This is a genomic window from Pseudomonas sp. SWRI81 (genome assembly GCF_014268545.1).
Taxonomy (GTDB): Bacteria; Pseudomonadota; Gammaproteobacteria; order Pseudomonadales; family Pseudomonadaceae; genus Aquipseudomonas; species Aquipseudomonas hamedanensis.
The window spans coordinates 65,428-85,862 of record NZ_JABWQS010000002.1 but is presented as its reverse complement, the minus strand read 5'-3'; the positions used below and the strand labels follow the sequence as shown (position 1 = coordinate 85,862).

Below are 20,435 nucleotides of genomic sequence, written 5' to 3'. Positions count from 1 at the left end.
GGCCTACTCCTTGGCAACGCGTTGCATGTCCGCATCCATCATCATGCGGATCAAGGTGTCCAGGTCGGTTTTCGGTTTCCAGCCCAGCACGCGCTGGGCCTTGGCCGGGTTGCCGAGCAGCACTTCGACTTCCGCCGGCCGGAAGAACGCCGGGTCGATCTTGACGTAGTCGCGGTAATTGAGGCCGACGTGATCGAAAGCGATGCGGCACATCTCGCGTACCGTGGTGGTGATGCCGGTGGCGACCACATAGTCGTCAGGCTTGTCCTGTTGCAGCATCAGCCACATGGCTTCGACGTAATCGCCGGCAAAGCCCCAGTCGCGTTTTGCGTCGATGTTGCCCAGGGCCAGCGCCTGCTGTTTGCCCTGCTTGATGCGTGCGGCGGCATCGGTGACTTTGCGGGTAACGAATTCGATGCCGCGCAGTGGCGATTCATGGTTGAAGAGGATGCCGCTGCTGGCGTGCAGGTTGAAGCTTTCGCGGTAGTTGACGGTGATCCAGTGACCATACAACTTGGCCACGCCGTAAGGGCTGCGCGGGTAGAACGGGGTGTTCTCGTCCTGCTGCTCAGCCTGGATCAGGCCGAACATTTCGCTGGTCGAAGCCTGATAAAAGCGTGTGTGCGGGCTGAACTGGCGAATCGCTTCGAGCAAGTGGGTGACGCCCAAACCATCGACGATGCCGGTGGTCACCGGTTGATCCCAGGACGCGGCGACAAAACTCTGCGCGGCGAGGTTATAGACCTCGTCCGGTGCCGACTTGATGACCGCGCGCTGGACCGAGCAGGCATCGGCCATGTCGCCGTCCAGATAGACGATGTCGGCTTCGACCCCCATCTCGCGCAGGCGCCAGCGCGAGTCACTGCTGCGTCGTGCCACCAGGCCGTGGACCTTATAGCCCTTGTCCAGCAACAGTTTGGCCAGATACGCGCCGTCCTGACCGGTGATCCCTGTGATCAATGCACTTTTTGTCATTCTTGTCGTACTCGCGTCTCCCAGTCGGACAGGATCGCCCGCAGGGATTGTTGTGTGGTGATGGCCGGCGACCATCCGGTGGTTTTCGCCAGTCTGGCGTGGCTGCCGCAAACGCGGCGCTGCTCGGCACGGCGCATGCGCGCCGGGTCCTGAACCAGTTGCACTTCGACTTCGGCCAGATCAGCCAATTGCTCGATCAGGCTGCGGATGCTTTGCTCACGGCCCGAGCAGATGTTGTAGACCTGCCCCGGCGTGGCGTTTTCCAGGAGTGCGAGGTAGGCCGAAACCACGTCGCTGACATCAAGAAAATCGCGGGTCACGTCGATATCGCCGACTTCCAGTTGTGGCGCCTGCAGACCCTGTTTGATGCGGCAGATCTGCCGGGCGGCACTGGCGATGACGAAGCTGTCCTTCTGCGCGGTGCCGATGTGGTTGAACGGCCGCGCGACCAACACCGGCCAGGCTTCGCTCAGGCCCCATTGCAGCGTGAGAAATTCCGCTGCGAGTTTGCTCACCGCATAGGGATTGCGCGGCAGGGGCGCTTGTTGCTCGGTGATCGGCAGGGCGCTGGTTTCGACCTGACCGTAAACATCGCCCGAGCTGACATACAGGAAGGTGCCGCAAAAGCCGCGTGCCTTGAGCGCCTGCAACAGATTGAGGGTACCGAACAGATTGATGTCGAGGGTGCGGGCCGGGTCGCGAAAGGCTTCCGGCACGAATGTCTGGCCGGCCAGATGTATGACCGCGTCCGGCATCTGCGGCCATAGCCCGGTGAGGCTATCGGTGTCCGTCAGGTCGTAAGGGGTGGCGGCAGGCAGCAGCTCCCACGACGAGTCGGGCAAGGCCAGACGTGATTGAAGATGTTGCCCCACGAAGCCACTGAGGCCCGTGACGAACAGACGCTTTTTCAAACAGCGACCCCTTGGTCTTTGACTTTTGCCCATTTCCCACAGGCTTTGTGGGAAACGTCTGTCTGACCGATAGAAAGGTCCGACAGGAAAACAGGCGAAGTCGTTGTTGTAGTTGTTTGGTTGCCAATCTGTGCCAATTGCGCGGCAATTTCAACAGGGCAAACCGTGACCGGTCAGTTCTCGTCAGCGTAGTCCGATTTATTCTTGTCGGGCGGTTCCCGGATCGTTGATGGATGTGTTTAGAATGGCCCTCGTCGCCGCTTCCCCGGTCCACCGCGGGCGCAGCGCAACAGGGTGAAACTGACCACTAAAACAAGAACGAAGACGTAACTGAGGATGATGGACAAGCAACGGCGCTGCCGGCTTGCTCCAGCGCCCGGTCGTCATAGCATGAGGTTGCCGGGACGGCTGCTTCATCGTGGGATGCCATGAATTTCATTCTTTACTCGGACGTCAACGACCGCACCATCAGCCAAAGTCTCGGGCGTCCCGAATACAGTTATTACTTCGTGCTCAAGGCCTACCGCCCGGTGCTGGAAAGCCTTGGACAAGTGCACGTCGTGTCCTCGGCGGCCGAGGTCGATCCGCTGTATCGGCAACTGCAACAGGCCGGTCAGGACAGCCTCTTTCTTTCGTTTGCGCCGCCGCACAAGACCCCGATCGACCTGCACTGCCCGATGGTCTGCGTGATCGCCTGGGAGTATGACTCGATTCCGTCCGAGGTCAGCGATGACGATCCTCGCCACGACTGGCGCCAGACACTGGCGCGCCATGGCCGGGTGATTACTCTGTCGACCCACACGGCACAGGCCATCCGTCGCAGCCTCGGTGAAGATTTCCCGGTACTGGTATTGCCGACACCGCTGTGGGAACGCTTCGCCGAGGTACGGCGCGACTATCCCAGTGTCCCGGTAAACCCCGGCAGCACATTGCAGATCAAGGGCTGCATCATCGACAGCCACGCGCTGGGACTGTCGGCGGATGGCTTGATCGCACCGATACTCGATGAGCAGCAAATCCCCGAGCCAGAGGCGATCGAGCCAGTGCCGGAGCCGACTCCGGAACCGCCGCCCGAACTGACCCTGCGACGGCGGGCTTTCATCACCCGGCATTATTTGTACGAAGGCTATAAGGCCCTCGCGAGGCCCTCCGAGCACACACCGCTGTTTTTGCTCAAGCACAACCTGCGGCAGTGGTATCGCGAAGCGGTCAGTGATCTGCTGCCAAGTGCCATCCGCGAGGAACGCCCTGAGCTGCTTGAGCCAGCGCCGCCCGCTCCTGCGGTGGCTGAAGTGCCGGCGCAGCCTGAGCATCCGCAAGCCTTGCTGCCCGATACCCGTCAACACGTGCAGATCGACGTCAGCGGCGTGGTGTATGTCAGCGTGTTCAACCCCGAGGACGGACGCAAGAACTGGCATCACTTGATCACCGCGTTCTGCTGGGCCATGCGCGATGCCGACGACGCGACTCTGGTGCTGAAAATCACCCAGAACGACCTGTCGAGCTATTACGTTCACCTCATTACCTTGCTCTCGCAGCTCTCGCCATTCGCCTGTCGCGTGGTGGTCATGCATGGCTATCTGGAAGACGAGGAGTTCGCCCGGCTGTATGGCGCTGCCAGTTTCTACGTCAATGCATCACGCTGCGAAGGACTGTGTCTGCCGCTGATGGAGTTCATGTCATGCGCACGCCCGGTGATCGCGCCGAATCACACGGCGATGGGCGATTACATCGATGAACGTGTGGCGTTCATCGTCAAGTCCGGCCGCGAGCCGGCCATCTGGCCGGAAGACGCGCGCATCCTTTATCGGACCCTGCGTCATCGCCCCGACTGGGGCTCCTTGAAAGCCGCTTATGAGGACAGCTACGCCATGGCCAAGAACCATCCAGAGGCCTATGTGGCAATGGCCGCTGCCGCCAATGAACGCATGCGTGAATACTGCGGTTTTGCCCCGGTGCAGCAGCGCGTAGAGGCGTTTTTTGGTCTGAAGGCTACTAGCGAAAGCAGCGCCATGGCACTTGCGACCGGAGCGGCGTCATGCTGATCATCATTCATTCGGAAACCAACAAGAGCAACATCCAGCAGAACCTCGGTCGGCCTGAGTACAGCTATTACTTCGTGCTCAAGGAGTTTCGTCCCGTTCTGGAACGCATCGGCCAGGTACTGGAAGTCAGCCACCCTGACGAGTTGGTGGATCGTTTGTATTTCGACTGTTTGAGCCGGGGCGAAGACTGCGTCTTTCTGTCGTTCTCGCCGCCACACCGCACGCCCGTTCATTACGCTTGCCCGACCATCCCGGTGTTCGCCTGGGAATTCAGCACGATCCCCACTGAAAGCTGGCAAGGCGAGCCGCGTCACGACTGGCGTACGGTGCTTCAGGCCTGTGGCCGGGCGATTACCCATTCAACGTTCACGGTGAATGCGGTGCGTGACGTGATGGGGCCGGACTATCCGATCTGCGCGATCCCGGCACCGGTATGGGACCGCTTTGCCGCGCGTGGCGCGTCCTTGGCCAAGCGTCCGGTGATTGACCCGGTCACGCTGAATTTGCGTGGATTGCTGATCGACAGCCGGCGCACGGATTTGCGTCCCTACGGTCCTCCGGGATTGCGTGACGGATCGCCGTTAGATTTGTCCGCACCGGCCGCGGATTGCCAGTTGCAGCTTGAAGGGGTGGTCTACACCTCGGTGTTCAACCCTTACGACGGTCGCAAAAACTGGCAGGACATGATCAGCGCGTTCTGCACGGCGTTTCGCGACATCAGTGATGCGACGCTGGTGCTCAAGCTGACCCACCATGACATCGCCGATGCGCTGACCGACATGCTGCATCACCTGTACAAGAACCAGTCGTACCAATGCCGCATCGTGCTGATCCACGGCTATCTGGCCGATGCCGATTACGAAGCACTGGTGCAGGCCACCAGCTATGTGGTCAACAGTTCCTACGGAGAAGGACAGTGCCTGCCGCTGATGGAGTTCATGTCCTGCGGCAAGCCGGCGATTGCGCCGTTGAACACGGCGATGGCCGATTATGTGAGCAGCGATAACGCCTTTATCGTCGACTTCACCGAAGAGCTCACCGCCTGGCCGCACGACCCGCGCGCGGCCTATCGCACGCTGCGCTACCTCACCGATTGGGATTCGTTGTGCCTGGCGTACCGCACCAGCTATGACGTGGCGAAAACCGATGAGCCGCGTTACGCCGCCATGTCCGGCGCGGCGATTGGCAGTCTGCAGCGCTTCTGCAGCCAGGCCAGTACCGAGCAGCGACTGCGCGCGTTTTTCGCCCAGCCCCTGCGCGCCGTCGGATCGTTGCCTGCGCAAGTCACGCTCGCATGATCCGTCGTTTGCTCGGCCGATGGCGTCCGGCGCGTGCTGCGCAACCGGTGCCGGCACCGTCGGCCAAAGTGTCGCCACGGGATGTCGGTCTGCATGACGCAGTGCTTGACGGCTGGTTCCTGAACGACAGCGGCGAGTTGCTCAAGGGCTTTGCGATAACGGCGCAAGACACGTTGCTCGATGTCGGTTGCGGCGAAGGCGTGGCGACGCTGTTTGCCGTGCGTCAGGGCGCTTCGGTGATTTTCACCGACAGCGAACATGCCAAGGTGCGCGACCTTGCGCGGCAGGTCGAAGCGCAAAGCGACAACGCCAGTCTGGGACTGGTCAGCAATAGCCTGCCGTTACCTCTGGCTGACGGCTGCGCCAGTAAAGTGGTGTGCATGGAAGTGCTGGAACACATTGATCAGCCTGAGCCGTTCATGGCTGAACTGGTGCGCATGGGCCGCCCCGGTGCGCAGTATCTGCTCAGCGTGCCGGCACCGCTGGGCGAGCACCTGCAAAAAGGCATCGCTCCCGACAGCTACTATCGGTCGCCCAATCACGTACAGATTTTCACCCTCGAGCGCTTCGCTGCGCTGGTAGAGGAGGCCGGGCTGGTAATCGAGCATCGTCAGGCCAGCGGATTTTTCTGGGTGATGGGCATGATATTTTTCTGGGCCGGCGAACGGGCTGCCGGGCGCGATCCGGGCGGTGCGGTGCGTGACCGTATTCAGGCGCCGTTCATGCCCTTGATGGAAAGCTGGGCGAGGACTTGGCAGGACCTGCTCGCACAGCCGGACGGACTGGCGATCAAGCAGACGCTCGACCGCTTCATGCCCAAGAGCCAGGTGATCATTGCGCGCAAGCCAATGGCTGCGAGGGAGGCGCCATGAACGGCAAGCGCATCATGGACATCGAAGTGCTGCGCGCCATTGCCGTGCTGGGCGTGTTGTTCCATCACTTGCAGGGAAGCCTGTTTACCGATGTCGTGCCGACGCTGGAAAAAATTCATGCCTGGGCGCAACCGTGGTGGGGCGTTGACCTGTTTTTTGCGATCTCCGGTTTTGTCATTGCCCGTAGCCTGATTCCGGCGCTGCGAGGTTGCACAAGCAGCCAGGAACGCTGGCAACAGACACGCAACTTCTGGCTTCGTCGGGCTTTCCGGTTATTGCCGTCTGCCTGGTTATGGCTGGCGCTGATGTTGCTCGCGTGCCTGTTCGTCAATCGCTCGGGGGCGTTCGGCACGTTGCCCGCCAACCTGCAGGCGACGCTGGCCGGGGTGCTGCAATACGCCAACTTCCGTTTTGCCGACAGCTTCTTTCGCTACGAGTACGGCAGCAGTTTCGTCTACTGGAGTCTGTCACTGGAGGAGCAGTTCTATCTGCTGTTTCCGCTGCTGATTGTGTTCTGTCGCAAGCATCTGGTCTGGGCATTGCTGGCGCTGATCGTGGTACAGATTTTCAGCGTGCGCACGCCGTTGCTGATGGTGGTGCGCACCGATGCGCTGGCCCTCGGTGTGCTGCTGGCGATGTGGAGTGCGCAGCCGGGTTATCAACGGTGGCGGCCGGCGTTTCTCGCGCGGCCTTGGCTCGGGATTTCGGCGTTGATCATGATCGGCGCGTTGCTGAGTTTCATGGCCACTGACCGCTTCACGCTCGCCTGGTATCGCATCGGTTCAATCGCCGTGCTGAGCGCGATACTGGTGTGGATCGCGTCGTACAACCGCGATTACCTGATGCCCGCTGGCGCCGTGCAGCGGCTGCTCGGGTGGGTCGGCAGCCGTTCCTACGGCATCTACCTGATTCACATACCCGCCTATCAACTGGTACGTGAACTGATCTTCCGCCTGCAGAGCGCCGGTCTGCCCAGTCCCGCTGGCCACCCTGTGCTGACGGTGCTGATCGCTTTCTGTCTGATCGTGCTGCTCAGCGAGCTCAATTACCGCCTGGTCGAAATGCCCATGCGCAACCGCGGTGCTGCACTTGTGCGTCGCCTCGGCACGTCCCGATCCGTCGTCCCAACCTCTGGAGCCACCCCATGCTGAGCCTATTGAAGAAACTCACAGCGGCGACGCCAGCGCCGGCCCCGACAGCGCCCGCGGAACCGCCCGCCGGCAAGGTCGATCCGTACATGCTCGGGCTGTACGATGCCAAGCTCAGCGGCTGGTTCAACCAGGAGACCAACGAGCTGTTCAAAGGCTTTGTGGTGTCTGCCGATGACACCCTGCTGGATGTCGGCTGCGGCGATGGCGGCAACGTGCATTTCTGCGGCATGCGCGGGGCGAAGATCATCATTGCCGACATCGATGCCGCCAAGGTCGAAGCGACCCGCCAGCGCTTGAGCGATACCCCGGCGCGTGACGTCGAGTGTCACGTCACCGACTGCAATCCGTTGCCGATTGCCGACGCCACCGCGTCGCGCGTGGTGTCCACGGAAGTGATTGAACACGTCGACGATCCTGCGCAGTTTCTTGCCGAGCTGGTACGGGTCGGAAAACCCGGCGCGCTGTACCTGTTGAGCGTGCCGCACCCGAGTTCCGAGGACCTGCAAAAAGACCTCGCCGCGCCCGAGTATTTTCAGAAGCCCAACCACATTCGCATTCTCAGCGAGGCGCAGTTCAAGGCGCTGGTCAGTGAGGCTGGATTGGAGATCATCAGCCACAGCCAGTACGGTTTTTACTGGTCGATGTGGATGCTGCTGTTCTGGGAAGCCAAGGTCGATTTCAGCGACCCGGATCATCCGCTGCTCAATCACTGGGCCGAGACCTGGCAGGCCGTGCTCGATTCACCGCGCGGCGCGCAGATCAAACAGGCGCTGGATGCGGTGGTCGCGAAAAGCCAGGTGATTATTGCCCGCAAGCCCTGATCATGATTTGTGTAACCTTGCAGCCTCGTAGTGTCAGGGATCTGCTAGGTATGCGCTTTTTCGTCGGTCTGTTTGCGTTGATGGTGCTTTCTGCTTGCCGGCAGCAGGACGCGCCCGCTCTCGACCAACAACTCTACATCTGGCAACGCCAATGGACGCCGGCCCATGAACAGGCGTTGCGTGACAGCCGCGCTGACTTCTCGACGCTGCGTGTGCTGGCGCTGCAGGCCTTCCCCAATACGGGACTGAGCCGGGCGCGGATCGATGCGCGCTTATTGAAAGCCGATGGCCGTCCGTTGATCGCGGTGATTCGTCTCGACGGACAGCTCAAGTCGCTGGATCAGGATCAAGTCACCATGCAGATTCTGCAGGTGCTGAGCGACTGGCGGGCGCAGGGGCTGGTGCCGAGCGGTGTCGAGATCGACCACGACGCGGGCACTGCGCGGTTGCCGGCTTATGCCGAATTCCTCAACCATCTGCGCTCGGCATTGCCGACCTCCCTGCCGTTGAGCATCACCGCGCTGCCAGCCTGGCTCAACAGTGCGCAACTGCCGGCGTTGCTGCAAACCGTCGACAGCAGCGTGCTGCAAGTCCACGCGGTCAGCGATCCGCGCCGTGGTCTGTTCGATGCCAAGCAAGCGTTGAAATGGGCAAAGGCCTGGGCGCGCAGTACGGACAAGCCTTTTTATCTGGCGCTGCCGGCTTACGGCGTGGCGCTGTTGCCGGATGACGGCGGTGCGCCACAGATAGAGAGCGAAGTGCAGCTTGAGCGGGGCGGGCAGCGTCGGGAATTGCTAGCCGATCCGCTGCAACTGAGCCAATTGGGCAAAACCCTGCGCGACGATCCGCCGCCACACCTGGCCGGGCTGATCTGGTTTCGTCTGCCCTTGGCCAATGATCGTCGTGCCTGGAGCCTGACTACGCTGCGCGCCGTCGCCCGGGGGGATGCGTTGGGCAGCCGTCTCGGCGTGACAGTCAGCGCACAGGACGGCCTTTACGCTATTCAGCTCGACAACCCGGGCAATCTCGACAGCGCCTGGCCAGCGCGCATCACCTTAACGGGCCGAGGCTGTGAGAGCGCCGATGCGCTTGCCGGTTACTCGTTGCAACAGCGTGCGGATCTGCTTACCTTCACCCGCTTGCACGACGGCCGCTTGCCGGCGGGCGGGCAGCGCGCCATCGGTTGGGCGCGTTGCGCAATCATTGATCAAGGAGGTTCGCATGTTGACCCGTAACTGGCCTCGCCATCTGCTCTGTCTGAGCCTCAGCCTGCCGCTGGGTTCGGCGCTGGCCTGTGGTCCGGACTTCCCGATGCGGCTGCTCGACAATCGCGCGCAGACACTGGCCGATCTGCCGGAGGGCAGCTTCAGCTTCGAAGTCAGTCGCCTTGGCAAAACCATCGCCGGCCTGAAAAACGTCACGGCAGCGACCCATAACCCCAACGATTATGCCGAGGACAACGCCTCTGAAATGGCCCGCGAACGGGCTGAGCAGGTGGGCCTGAGTGCCGAGCAACAAGGTGTGGTCAAACGCCTGCGCGGGTTGAGCGATGCCCGTCAGGTTGAAGAGCAGGGCGCCAGTCTGCCCGCGGAAATTCGTTTGTACGTGGCCGGTGCGGTGGCCTTTGCCACCGGCGATCATCAAATGGCAGCCGACTACTTCAACAAGGTCTTGGCATTGCCGGCAGACCAGCGTCCATTGCGCAGCACCTGGGCGGCCTATTCCCTGGGGCGTCTCGCCTTCGCCACGAGCAGTGCGGCGCAGAACCGCATCGACGCGCTGGAGCAGGCGCGGGATGCCTTTCGCCAGACCCGCCAGTTGAGCATCGACGGCTTCAGCGATCCGCTGGAACTGGGTGTCGCCAGCCTGGGCGAGGAGGCGCGGGTGTTGCGCACCGCTGGCGACTGGAGCGGCGCCATCCAATTGTATGAAGCGCAGAACCTGCACGGTTCCGCCGTCGGCTATACCTCGCTCAAGCAGGTGATGAACGAACTGGCCGAGTTGCCCGAGGCGCAGCTGGCGCGATTGCTGGAGCACAAAGCGGTGCAGCAACTGGTCACCGCATCGCTGGTCAGCCGCCAGGGCTGGTCGTTTGGCGATGAGCCGCCGAACCAGAAGAAACTGGTGAAGCTACTGCAGGACAGCACCCGTGGCAGCCTCGAAAACGCCGATCGGCTGGCCGCGATGAGTTATCAACAAGGCGACTACGCCGGTGCCAGGGCCTTTCTGGAAAACGCCGGTGACGGCGGGCTGGCCTGGTGGCTGCGGGCCAAACTGGCGGTGCGTGACGGCGACAGGAACGCGGCAGCTGCCGCCTATGCCAAAGCCGCGCAGGCCTTCCCGCAGAATGAAGACTGGGGCGACCGGCGTACGCCGGACTGGGCGTTTGAAACCGTGCAGCCCAAGTGCCGGGTCGAGGGCGAAAGCGCGATTCTCGCGTTGCAGCGCGGCGAATACCTGCAAGCTTTCGTGCAGTTGTACCGTAGCAACAGCGTTTATTGGTTCGATGCCGCAACCGTCGCCGAACGCGTGCTGACGGTTGCCGAGCTCAAGCAGTACGTCGACGAAAACGTCCCCGCACCGCCAGCATTGACCCAGCAGGAACGCGACAACTACGTGCCGCTACCGGTCGCTGCCAGCCTGCGCAACTTGCTCGGCCGGCGATTGCTGCGCGAGGGCCGCTACGCGGAAGCTGTGGCTTATTTCGGCAATCGCGACCTGCAAAAAAAAGCGCAGCTCTACGGCGAACAACGGCTGAAGGCTGACGCCGCGTGGTGGCCGACCAAACGCGCCAGTGCGTTGTACAACGCCGCCTGGACGGCACGTGAATGGGGTATGGATATTCTCGGTTACGAGATGGCGCCCGACTACGCCACATTCGGCGGCAACTACGTGCTGGAGAGCGCCGTGCTGCAAGTCGGTCCGCTGGTGAGCGAGGCCGAAGTGCAGCGACAGGTCGCCAGTGCAGCGAAACCGGATCAGCGCTACCACTACCGTTTCGTCGCCACTGCGCTGGCGGCACGCGCTGCTGATAACTTGCCGCACACCAGCCAGGCGTTTGCCGCTGTGCTGTGTAATGCGGCCGGCTGGAACAGCAGCCTGGAAGATCAGAGCGCGCTGTATCAGCGCTATGTGAAGGAAGGTCCGTTCGTACCGTGGGCGGTGGATTTTGGCAACCAGTGCCCGTACCCGGATTTTGAAAACGCCGATAAACGTTACGTCACCCAGGTCACCGATGCCGTGCGCGCCACGTTGCGCCCTTACAAGTGGCCAGTGCAGGTTGCGGCGATTGTGCTGGTCACGGCCGCCGCGTTACTGCTGATTACCCGTCGCCAACGCAAGGCCCGCCGGGACTAAGCCTGCTGGACGAAGGTCAGGCGCACGGCGAAACCGATCAGCAGGCTGCCGAACAGCCATTGTTGGACGCGTTGCGCCGTTGGATTGTGTTGCAACCAACGGCCCAGCGCGGCGCCGGCGAGGGCGTAGGCACTGTCGAACAGCAGGCCGACGCCGACCAGCAGCAGACCGAGCACGGCAAATTGGCTGAGCACGGAGGCGCCGTCATTGACGATGAATTGCGGCAGCAGCACCGAGCAGAACAACAGTGCCTTGGGGTTGAGCAGGTTGGTCAGCAATCCCCGACGGATCGCTTCGCGCCATTGGCCGTGGGTATCGCCAGCCTCGTCAGCATTAAGGTTCGGCAGCAATGTGCTGCGCAGGCACTGGATGCCGACCCAGAGCAGATACGCCGCCCCCGCCAAGCGCACCACCTCGAATGTCCATGGCGCCGCTTTGAACAGTGCCGCCATGCCCAGCGCTGCCAGCGCCACATGACTAGCTCGGGCGACAGCAAGGCCGACCGCGGTGGCCAACGCCGCGCCGCGTCCCTGGCGCGCACCGGTTTGCAGCAGCAGGATCATGTCCGGGCCGGGCAATAGAAAGACCACGGCCAATGCCAGGAAAAACAGCCAGAGATTCGCCATGTCGCAGCCCTTTCGTTGTCGATTCGGTCCGCCAAGTCTAGGGCTGAAGGGTGGGGCAGGTGCTTGCGTAGTCAGCTTCAAATCGACATTGGATTGGCATAATCTGCCGATCTAACGTGCAGCAACTATCGGAATCTGCCAAACATGAAACTTGATGCCTTCGACCGCAAGATTCTCGCGGCCCTGCAACGCAACGGTCGTCTGAGCAATGTCGAGCTGGCCGACGAAATCGGTTTGTCCGCTTCGCCGTGTCTGCGTCGGGTGCGGATACTGGAAGAGGCCGGGGTGATTCGCGGTTATCAGGCCAATCTCGATCGCGACGAAGTCGGGCTGGGCCTGACGGTATTTGTCGGGGTCAAGGTCGAGCGCCACAACGATCAACAGGCGGAGGCGTTTTATGCAGCGGTGACGGCACTGCCGGAAGTGATTTCCGCGTTTCTGGTGTCCGGTGAATCGGATTTTCTCTTGCAAGTGGTGGTGCCGGATCTGCGCGCTTATGACCGGTTTCTCAGCGGCTGTCTGCTGAAACTGCCGGGGGTGAGCGACATTCGCAGTAACTTTGCGATTCACACGGTGAAGGCGCCGGGGCCGTTGCCGTTGGGGCATCTGCCGCTGTGAACCGGGGCGCGATCCCGCATTCGAGCGCATTTCTCCTGAAGGAAAACGCTCGAATGTGGGAGCGAGCCTGCTCGCGAAAGCGCCGGTTCAGCCAATAAAATTGGCGAAACCTACATCTGCGTCGCCATCCCCTCGACATTCATCGCCGCCTGGCGCAACGCCTCGGAGCGGGTCGGATGTGGATGGCACGTCAGGGCGATGTCCTCGGCCGAGGCACTGAATTCCATTGCCACACAAAACTCGCCAATCATTTCGCTGACACTCGGGCCGACCAGGTGCACGCCGAGCACTTCGTCAGTGCGCTCGTCAGCCAGGACTTTGGCAAAGCCCTCGGTCTCATGGTTGATTTTTGCCCGGCTGTTGGCAGTGAACGGAAACTTGCCGACCTTGTAGGCGCGTCCTTCGGCCTTGAGCTGTTCTTCGGTCTTGCCGACGCTGGCCAGTTCCGGTTTGGTGTAGATCACGTTGGGGATTAGCGCGTAATTGACCTCGCCGGCCTTGCCGTGAATCTGCTCGACGCAGGCCATCGCCTCGTCTTCGGCCTTGTGCGCGAGCATCGGCCCGGAGGTCACGTCGCCGATGACCCAGACGCCCGGGGCTTCGGTGCGGTGTTGTTGGTTGGCGAGCATGCCGCGCTTGTCGGTGCTCAGGCCGACGTTTTCCAGGCCCAGCCCTTGGGTGTAAGGACGCCGGCCGATGGCCACCAGCACGTAGTCGGCTTCGAGCAACTCGGCGCTGCCGCCTGCCGCTGGCTCGACACTGAGCTGCACGCCAGTGGCTGACGTCGTCGCGCCAGTAACCTTCGAACTCAACTTGAACGCGATGCCCTGTTTGCTCAGCGCGCGCTGCAAGGTTTTTCCGGCTTCGCCGTCGACGCCGGGACAGATCCGGTCAAGGTATTCGATCACTGTCACCTGCGCGCCCAGACGACGCCATACTGAGCCCAGTTCGAGGCCGATGACCCCGGCGCCAATCACCACCAGATGTTTCGGCACCTCGCTCAGGGACAACGCGCCGGTGGAGTCCAGAATACGTTGGTTGTCGATCTCGACGCCCGGCAGGGGAGTGGGTTCGGAGCCGGTGGCGATGATGATGTCTTTGGCGGTCAGCCCGATTTTGCCGCCCTGACTATCGGTGACCGTGACCTTGCCCGGTCCGTCGATGTGGCCCCAGCCTTTGATCCAGTCGACTTTGTTTTTGCGAAAAAGGAATTCGATGCCTTTGGTCAGACTGGTCACGCTCTGGTTTTTTTGTTTCATCATTTGCGCAAGGTTCAGCGTCGGTTTGACCTCGATGCCGAGGTTGGCAAACTCCGCGCCCATTGCCGCGTCGTACAGCTCAGAAGCATGCAGCAAGGCTTTGGATGGCATGCAACCGACGTTCAGGCAGGTGCCGCCCAAGGTCGCACGGCCTTCGACACACGCGGCCTTGAGGCCAAGCTGTCCTGCACGGATAGCGGCGTTATAGCCGCCGGGGCCACCGCCGAGAATCACTACGTCATAGTTGCTCATGCGCCTTGCTCCTGATTGAGGGATGCGGATCGCTACACGTGGTCGGCCAAGATTACGGACGTAATATGTTGCTTTCGAGAGCTTTCGGTCAAGGCTTCAGCCAAGCGACAGGTGGCAGCCTTTTAATAAACCTGATTGTGTACGAATATTTCACGTTTTTCGTTATATCGTAACTCTATGAATGGCGAGCCAAAGAGTTTGGGGTGATATGCAAGTCGATCTGCAGGTTGATGGCACGTCAGTCAGCGCATTGCCGCGCTTTCAGCAGGCGGCGGTGCAAGGGCGGCGATTGCGCAGGCTGGCCTTCGGTCTCGGCACACTGGCCGGTGGCTCATGGGCACTGGCGTTGTTGGTTGCGCTGTTTGCAGCGCAATCGCTGTGGGTCCCGTGGCTGGTTAATCAGGGTGCGGCGCTGTGGCTGCTGGTCGCCGGGCTGCAATCGGCCTGGCGGGTGACGCAATGGCGCGCGCGGGTGATCACCCCCGTGGAGGCGCCGCCTTCGCAGGATGAGCCCGCGCCGCCTGAGGGTTGGTATGAGCGGCTGCTGGACCGGCTGGGCCAGCGCGGTGCGCAGGCGCTCGACCAAATTGGCCCGGCGACGCTGTGGCTGGGTGGATGGGCGCTGCTGGTGTTGCTCGGCATCGAACAGGTCTGGGACCTGACGTTGCCGAGCGCAGCGTTGGGTGTGTCTGCTTCTGTCGGCGCGGCATTGGCGTTGTCGCTGGCGTTCGGCCTGTTGGTCGTGGAGCGGCAACTGGCTCAGGAGCACCCGGCGCAATGGCCTGAGGCGGCAGCGCTTGCCCGGTTGGTCCGGGTGCCGATTATCAGTTTGGTGTTGGGCGGGCTGTGCTTGTTGTTTGCCAGCGAGGGCGCGATGTGGCCGGTGCGCCTGGCCGTGTTGATCGGGCTCTTGCCAGGGCTGGTCGCGATCGAGCTGCTGCTGCGCGCGGTTCTGTCGCTGTTCACGCCTCGCCGCGAACAGCTTGAACCGACGTTGCTGGCGCGCAGTTTTGTTGCCGATCTGCTGCGCTGGCCGCCACAACCGTTGCTTGCCTTGCAGGATGAATTGCACAACCGTTTCGGCATCGATTTACGGCAGATCTGGGCGTTCAGCTACATGCGCCGCGCGTTGCTGCCGGTGCTGGCGCTGGTCGCTGTGGTGGCCTGGCTGCTGACCGGCATTCATGAAATTCCACTGCAAGGTCGGGGCATTTATGAGCGGTTCGGCAAACCGGTGCAGGTGTTCGGCCCCGGCCTGCACGCCGGCTGGCCCTGGCCGTTAGGGCGGGTGTTGAGCGTTGAGAATGGCGTGGTGCATGAGCTGGCCACCAGTGTCGGCGCCAATCCTGCGCCGGCCGCACTCGATCCCGCTGAAGGCCCGGCACCGCTTGCGGCCAACCGGTTGTGGGATGCCAGTCATGTCAACGATAAGTCGCAGGTGATTGCCAGCAGCCGGGGCGGGCAACAGAGCTTCCAGATCGTCAACATGGACGTGCGCTTCGTTTACCGGATCGGCCTGGACGATCAAGCAGCCCTCGCCGCTACCTACAATCACGCCGATGTACCGACGCTGATTCGCAGCACCGCCAGTCGAATTCTGGTGCACGACTTTGCCTCGCGCACGCTGGACGGTTTGCTCGGACAGGACCGGGTCGGTCTGGCCGAGGAAATCGGTCGCGCGGTGCAAAGCGACCTGAAGACACTCGACAGCGGTGTGGAAATACTCGCCACGGTCGTCGAAGCCATTCATCCACCCGCCGGCGCGGCGAATGCTTACCACGGCGTGCAAGCGGCGCAGATTGGCGCGCAGGCGCTGATCGCCCGGGAACGCGGTGCCGCCGCGCAAGCCAGCAATCAGGCGCAGTTGCAAGCCACGCTTGCGCGCGACAAAGCCAGCGCCAGCGCCCGCGAGAATCAGGCCACCGCGCAAGCGGCTGACCTTAAATTCAGCGCCGAGCAAAAAGCCTACGCCAGTGCCGGTCAGGCTTTTGTGCTGGAACAATACTTCGCGCAACTCAGCCAGGGCCTGGGCAAGGCCAAACTGTTGCTGCTCGACCACCGTCTGGGCGGCAGCAGCAATGCGCCGACCATCGACCTGCGTACGTTTACGCTGCCGGCTGATCCGACGCCCGCGCGCACCACCGTTCAACCAGGAGTCGCCCCTTGAGCCAGTCGCCCACTCACGACCATCACGATCACAGCGGCCACGCTCATCACCATGGCGGGCACCACCACCATGGGCATCATCACCACGGTGCAGGGGAGGAAGCGGCGGGACCGTTTCCCTGGCGACGCATGGCTTGGGCGGCGCTGTTAGTCGCGTTTGCGCTGGCGGCCGCAAGCCTGGTGCAAGTGCGTTCCGGGGAAGCGACGGTGATTACCCGTTTCGGCAATCCTTCGCGGGTCCTGCTTGATCCGGGCTTGAGCTGGCGTTGGCCAGCACCGTTCGAAGCGGCAATTCCCGTTGACCTGCGCCTGCGGACCACCTCAAGTGGCTTGCAGGATGTCGGCACGCGTGATGGCTTGCGCATCATCGTGCAGGCTTACGTGGCGTGGCAGGTGCAGGGCGATCCGGACAACGTACAGCGCTTTATGCGTGCGGTGCAGAACCAGCCGGACGAAGCCGCGCGGCAGATTCGTACCTTCATTGGTTCGGCCCTGGAGACCACTGCCAGCAGTTTTGATCTGGCCAGTCTGGTCAACACTGATGCCAGTCAGGTGCGCATCGGCGATTTCGAGGCGCAGTTGCGCCAGCAGATTGATCAGCAGTTGCTCGCCACTTATGGCGTGCGTGTATTGCAGGTCGGTGTTGAGCGGCTGACATTGCCGTCCGTAACGCTCACGGCCACGGTCGACCGGATGCGCGCCGAGCGTGAAACCATCGCCACGGAGCGCACCGCGATCGGCAAACGCGAAGCGGCGCAGATTCGCTCTGCTGCCGAGCGCGACGCACGCATCGTCCAGGCGGACGCGACGGTGCAGGCCGCCGAGATCGAAGCGCAGTCGCGCGTCGAAGCCGCGCAGATTTACGGCCGCGCCTACGCCAGCTCACCGCAGCTCTACAACTTGCTGCGCTCGCTGGATACCCTCGGCACCATCGTTACCCCAGACACCAAATTGATTTTGCGTACTGACGCCGCACCTTTCCGCGTACTGGTAGACGGCCCGCCGACACTGGGCAACAAAGCCGGGTCGCAGCCATGAATGATGAAGTTCCACGTGGAACACCCATAACGAACAGTCCGTGGATTCAGGCCGGACGTTTGGCTTTTTTAGCCCTGTATGCGGTGACGGTGCTGGCCGCGCTGGCTTGGGCATTCTCCAACGTCCGGCAGATCGATCCGCAGAATCGCGCCGTGGTTTTGCACTTCGGCGCCCTCGACCGGGTGCAAAATGCCGGTCTGTTGCTGGCGTGGCCACAGCCGTTCGAACAGGTGGTTTTGCTGCCAGCAGCGGATCGGGTGATCGAGCGTCGAGTCGAGAATCTGCTGCGCAGCGATGAAGCCCTAAAGGCCGATCGAGTCGCGTCCTTTGCCACACCGTTGAGCGATGCGTTGGCCGGCTCCGGTTATCTGTTGACCGGTGATGCCGGGGTGGTGCAACTGGATGTGCGGGTGTTCTACAAAGTCACCGACCCCTACGATTTCGTCTTGCAGGCCGATCACGTGCTGCCGGCACTCGACCGACTGGTGACGCGCAGTGCGGTGGCGCTCACTGCTGCCCGTGACCTGGATACCATTCTGGTCGCTCGCCCGGAATTGCTCGGATCTGACAATCAGGCCGCCGAGCGCCGCGAACGCCTGCGTGGCGATCTGGTCCACGGCATCAACCAACGCTTGGCCGAACTGAAGGTGGCGGGGCAGGGTATCGGTATTGAAGTGGCGCGGGTCGATGTGCAATCGAGCTTGCCGGATCCCGCCGTCAGCGCGTTCAACGCGGTTTTGACGGCCAGTCAGCAAGCTGACAAGGCAGTCGCCAATGCGCGCACCGACGCCGAAAAAGTCACCCAGATGGCCAACGAACAAGCCGATCGAACCCGCCAAGTGGCCCACGCGCAAGCCGGCGAACGTTTGGCCAAGGCCAGCGCTGACACGGCCACCGTGCTGAGCCTGGGCAATACCCACGATCCACAATTACTCCTGCGTTTCTACCGTGAGCGTATGCCGAAAATTCTCGGCCAGGCCGGTTCCGTGACCACAGTCGACCCGAAAGACGATTCCCGCCTGATCATTCAGGGAGCCAGCCAATGACTGCATCCACCGCTGCACCGAGTCTGTTGTCCTCGGCCGAGCAACGCCGCGCCGCCCGTCAACTGACCCTGGCGATGCTGGCGCTCGGTCTGTTGGGCCTCGGTCTGGTCTGGCGCTGGCTGTTGCCGGAGCAGACCGGCGTCAGTCAGTTGCTGCTCGGCGTCGCTTCGTTGTTGGTGGCCGTCCCGGTGATGCGTTCGGCCTGGTACAGCCTGCGGTATCCGAGTCTGCACGGCATCACCGATCAATTAATCGCCCTGGCGATGTTGGGCGCGTGGGCGACCGGCGATCTGCTGACCGCTGCGTTGCTGCCGATCATCATGATTTTCGGCCACGTGCTGGAGGAGCGGAGCGTCATCGGCTCCCAGGAAGCCATTCATGCGCTCGGCCAATTGACCCGCAGCCACGCTCGCAAGGTTCTGGCCGATGGCACGATCGTCGAGGTGGACAACGGCACACTCCGATCCGGTGACACCGTTGAGGTGCGTGCCGGCGATCGGGTGCCCGCGGACGGGCGAGTGTTGGCCGGCCAGGCGAGCCTCGACACCGCGTCGATTACCGGTGAATCGGTGCCGGTGGAAGCGGGCGTCGGCATGTCGGTGTTTGGCGGCGCGATCAACCTCGATGGGCTGCTGCGCATCGAAGTCACGCGCACCGGGGATGAATCGACGCTCGGCAAAGTCATCGCACTGATGCAAAACGCCGAGCGCTCGAAGCCGCCAATCACCCGTTTGCTCGAACGGTATGCCGGCAGCTACATGGTGTTGGTGCTGATGCTGGCGGCGGTGACCTGGTTCATTACCCACGACGCGCAAGCGATGCTCGCGGTGCTGGTGGCGGCGTGTCCCTGCGCGTTGGTCCTGTCGGCGCCAGCCACCGCGATTGCCGGGGTTGCCGTCGCTGCGCGGCACGGGATTCTGATCCGCAGCTCGGCGTTTCTCGAGGAGCTGGCCGACCTCACCTCGTTGGTGGTCGACAAGACCGGCACTCTGACCTTCGGCACTTTGCGTTTGCACTCGATCAACACGCTGCACGCGGACACCTCGACGCTCCTGGCGCTGGCCGCCAGTTTGGGCGCGTCAAGCAGTCATCCGGTGAGCCGGGCGCTCGCCGGACTGGGCCAGCAAAAGGATGCGCTGCCACTGAGCGACATCCACGAACGGCAGGGCCTTGGCGTGGTTGCCATGACCGCGCAGGGCCAGGCAGCGCTAGGCCGGCCAGAGCTGTTTGCGCAACTGGGCGTAGTCACCACACCTGTCCCGGCCCACGACGGGCCGATTGCCGGCCTGGCGTTGAACGGTGAATTTCTCGCCTGGCTGTTGCTCGCCGACACGGTCAAACCGGAAGCGCGATTTGCCCTCGGCGAATTGCGCGAACTGGGCCTCGGCCGCCAATTGCTGCTGACCGGTGACCGTCAGAGCGTGGCGCAGTCGCTGGCCGAGGAGGTCGGCTTGCACGAGATCGAAGCCCAGGCCTTGCCCGAGGACAAACTGAATCGGGTGCTCAAGGAAATCGACAGCGGCTTCCGCCCGATGGTGGTGGGCGATGGCATTAACGATTCGCTGGCTCTGAAGGCCGGCGTAGTCGGTGTGGCGATGGGCGCGGGAGGCGCGGATATCGCGCTGGCCTCGGCGGACATCGTGCTGATCGGCAGCGATCTGCGCAGGCTGGGTACTTGTGTACGGCTCAGCCGCCAATGCCGGCGGACATTGCAGGTCAACGTCATCATTGGGCTGGGCTGGACGCTGGCGATCGTGGTGTTCGCCGCGTTCGGCTGGCTGGGCGCCGCCGGGGCGATGATTGCCGCGTTGTTGCATAACCTCAGCACGTTGCTGGTGTTGGGCAATGCTGGTCGCTTGTTACGCTTTCAAGAGCCGCTGCTCAAGCTCGAGGCCGATACATGACAAGAATTTCATCGAACTGCGCCTGACGTTGGCAGTCCTTTATTCTGAGGGCGTTTGCCAATGACTGCCTGGCTGAAGCGTCCGTAGCGATAGATA

The 20,435-nt window shown here is 62.4% G+C and carries 16 protein-coding genes; 12 read left to right on the top strand and 4 right to left on the bottom strand.

Going from position 1 to position 20,435, the window contains the following annotated elements:
* Nucleotides 1-3: 3 nt before the first annotated feature.
* Both gmd and HU765_RS01840 read right to left on the bottom strand, forming a co-directional pair.
* Entirely contained in the window at nucleotides 4-975 is a 972-nt protein-coding gene (gene gmd / locus HU765_RS01845; protein WP_186618826.1) for a GDP-mannose 4,6-dehydratase, read from the bottom strand.
* Nucleotides 972-1,886: a GDP-mannose 4,6-dehydratase gene (locus HU765_RS01840; RefSeq protein ID WP_186618825.1), complete on the bottom strand. Its 915-nt coding sequence runs from the start codon at nucleotides 1,884-1,886 to the stop codon at nucleotides 972-974. Before HU765_RS01840 ends, gmd begins: the two co-directional genes overlap by 4 nt.
* Before the next feature lie 428 nt (nucleotides 1,887-2,314).
* On the opposite strand from HU765_RS01840, the gene HU765_RS01835 reads away from it, so the two are divergent.
* From HU765_RS01835 to HU765_RS01805, 7 genes are read left to right on the top strand one after another with little or no spacing between them, the layout of a single operon-like run.
* Nucleotides 2,315-3,931: a glycosyltransferase gene (locus tag HU765_RS01835; RefSeq protein WP_186618824.1), complete on the top strand. Its 1,617-nt coding sequence runs from the start codon at nucleotides 2,315-2,317 to the stop codon at nucleotides 3,929-3,931.
* The gene (locus HU765_RS01830) at nucleotides 3,925-5,229 is read left to right on the top strand and encodes a glycosyltransferase (RefSeq protein WP_186618823.1); all 1,305 of its coding nucleotides are present in this window, start codon (nucleotides 3,925-3,927) and stop codon (nucleotides 5,227-5,229) included. The genes HU765_RS01835 and HU765_RS01830 overlap by 7 nt, the downstream gene beginning before the upstream one ends.
* A complete protein-coding gene (locus HU765_RS01825; protein ID WP_186618822.1) occupies nucleotides 5,226-6,101 on the top strand; it encodes a class I SAM-dependent methyltransferase in 876 nt (291 codons plus the stop codon). Before HU765_RS01830 ends, HU765_RS01825 begins: the two co-directional genes overlap by 4 nt.
* Nucleotides 6,098-7,252 (top strand): acyltransferase, encoded by a 1,155-nt coding sequence (locus tag HU765_RS01820; RefSeq protein WP_186618821.1) that lies wholly within the window; start codon nucleotides 6,098-6,100, stop codon nucleotides 7,250-7,252. The genes HU765_RS01825 and HU765_RS01820 overlap by 4 nt, the downstream gene beginning before the upstream one ends.
* Complete coding sequence (locus HU765_RS01815; protein WP_186546187.1) at nucleotides 7,246-8,073, top strand: class I SAM-dependent methyltransferase; 828 nt, start codon at nucleotides 7,246-7,248, stop codon at nucleotides 8,071-8,073. Before HU765_RS01820 ends, HU765_RS01815 begins: the two co-directional genes overlap by 7 nt.
* 50 nt (nucleotides 8,074-8,123) lie before the next feature.
* The gene (locus tag HU765_RS01810; RefSeq protein WP_186618820.1) at nucleotides 8,124-9,308 is read left to right on the top strand and encodes a DUF3142 domain-containing protein; all 1,185 of its coding nucleotides are present in this window, start codon (nucleotides 8,124-8,126) and stop codon (nucleotides 9,306-9,308) included.
* Entirely contained in the window at nucleotides 9,295-11,430 is a 2,136-nt protein-coding gene (locus tag HU765_RS01805; protein WP_186618819.1) for a hypothetical protein, read from the top strand. The genes HU765_RS01810 and HU765_RS01805 overlap by 14 nt, the downstream gene beginning before the upstream one ends.
* Here HU765_RS01805 and HU765_RS01800 read toward each other — a convergent pair.
* Entirely contained in the window at nucleotides 11,427-12,056 is a 630-nt protein-coding gene (locus HU765_RS01800) for a LysE family translocator (protein ID WP_186618818.1), read from the bottom strand. The two genes, HU765_RS01805 and HU765_RS01800, sit on opposite strands and share 4 nt — an antisense overlap.
* A gap of 144 nt (nucleotides 12,057-12,200) precedes the next feature.
* Between HU765_RS01800 and HU765_RS01795 the strand changes: the two genes are divergently transcribed.
* The gene (locus HU765_RS01795; RefSeq protein WP_186618817.1) at nucleotides 12,201-12,674 is read left to right on the top strand and encodes an Lrp/AsnC family transcriptional regulator; all 474 of its coding nucleotides are present in this window, start codon (nucleotides 12,201-12,203) and stop codon (nucleotides 12,672-12,674) included.
* 110 nt (nucleotides 12,675-12,784) lie between these two features.
* Here HU765_RS01795 and lpdA read toward each other — a convergent pair whose 3' ends face one another.
* Nucleotides 12,785-14,185, bottom strand: coding sequence for a dihydrolipoyl dehydrogenase (lpdA, locus tag HU765_RS01790; protein ID WP_186618816.1), 1,401 nt, complete (start codon nucleotides 14,183-14,185; stop codon nucleotides 12,785-12,787).
* Between the two features lie 208 nt (nucleotides 14,186-14,393).
* Here lpdA and HU765_RS01785 point away from each other — a divergent pair, with 208 nt between their 5' ends.
* Genes HU765_RS01785 through HU765_RS01770 form a run of 4 tightly spaced genes read left to right on the top strand, consistent with a single transcriptional unit; the run spans nucleotide 14,394 to nucleotide 20,339 of the window.
* Complete coding sequence (locus tag HU765_RS01785; protein WP_186618815.1) at nucleotides 14,394-16,352, top strand: protease modulator HflK; 1,959 nt, start codon at nucleotides 14,394-14,396, stop codon at nucleotides 16,350-16,352.
* Entirely contained in the window at nucleotides 16,349-17,389 is a 1,041-nt protein-coding gene (locus HU765_RS01780) for a protease modulator HflC (RefSeq protein ID WP_186618814.1), read from the top strand. The genes HU765_RS01785 and HU765_RS01780 overlap by 4 nt, the downstream gene beginning before the upstream one ends.
* Nucleotides 17,386-18,435: a protease modulator HflK gene (locus HU765_RS01775; protein WP_186618813.1), complete on the top strand. Its 1,050-nt coding sequence runs from the start codon at nucleotides 17,386-17,388 to the stop codon at nucleotides 18,433-18,435. Before HU765_RS01780 ends, HU765_RS01775 begins: the two co-directional genes overlap by 4 nt.
* A complete protein-coding gene (locus HU765_RS01770) occupies nucleotides 18,432-20,339 on the top strand; it encodes a heavy metal translocating P-type ATPase (protein ID WP_186618812.1) in 1,908 nt (635 codons plus the stop codon). The genes HU765_RS01775 and HU765_RS01770 overlap by 4 nt, the downstream gene beginning before the upstream one ends.
* The last annotated feature ends 96 nt before the right edge of the window (nucleotides 20,340-20,435 follow it).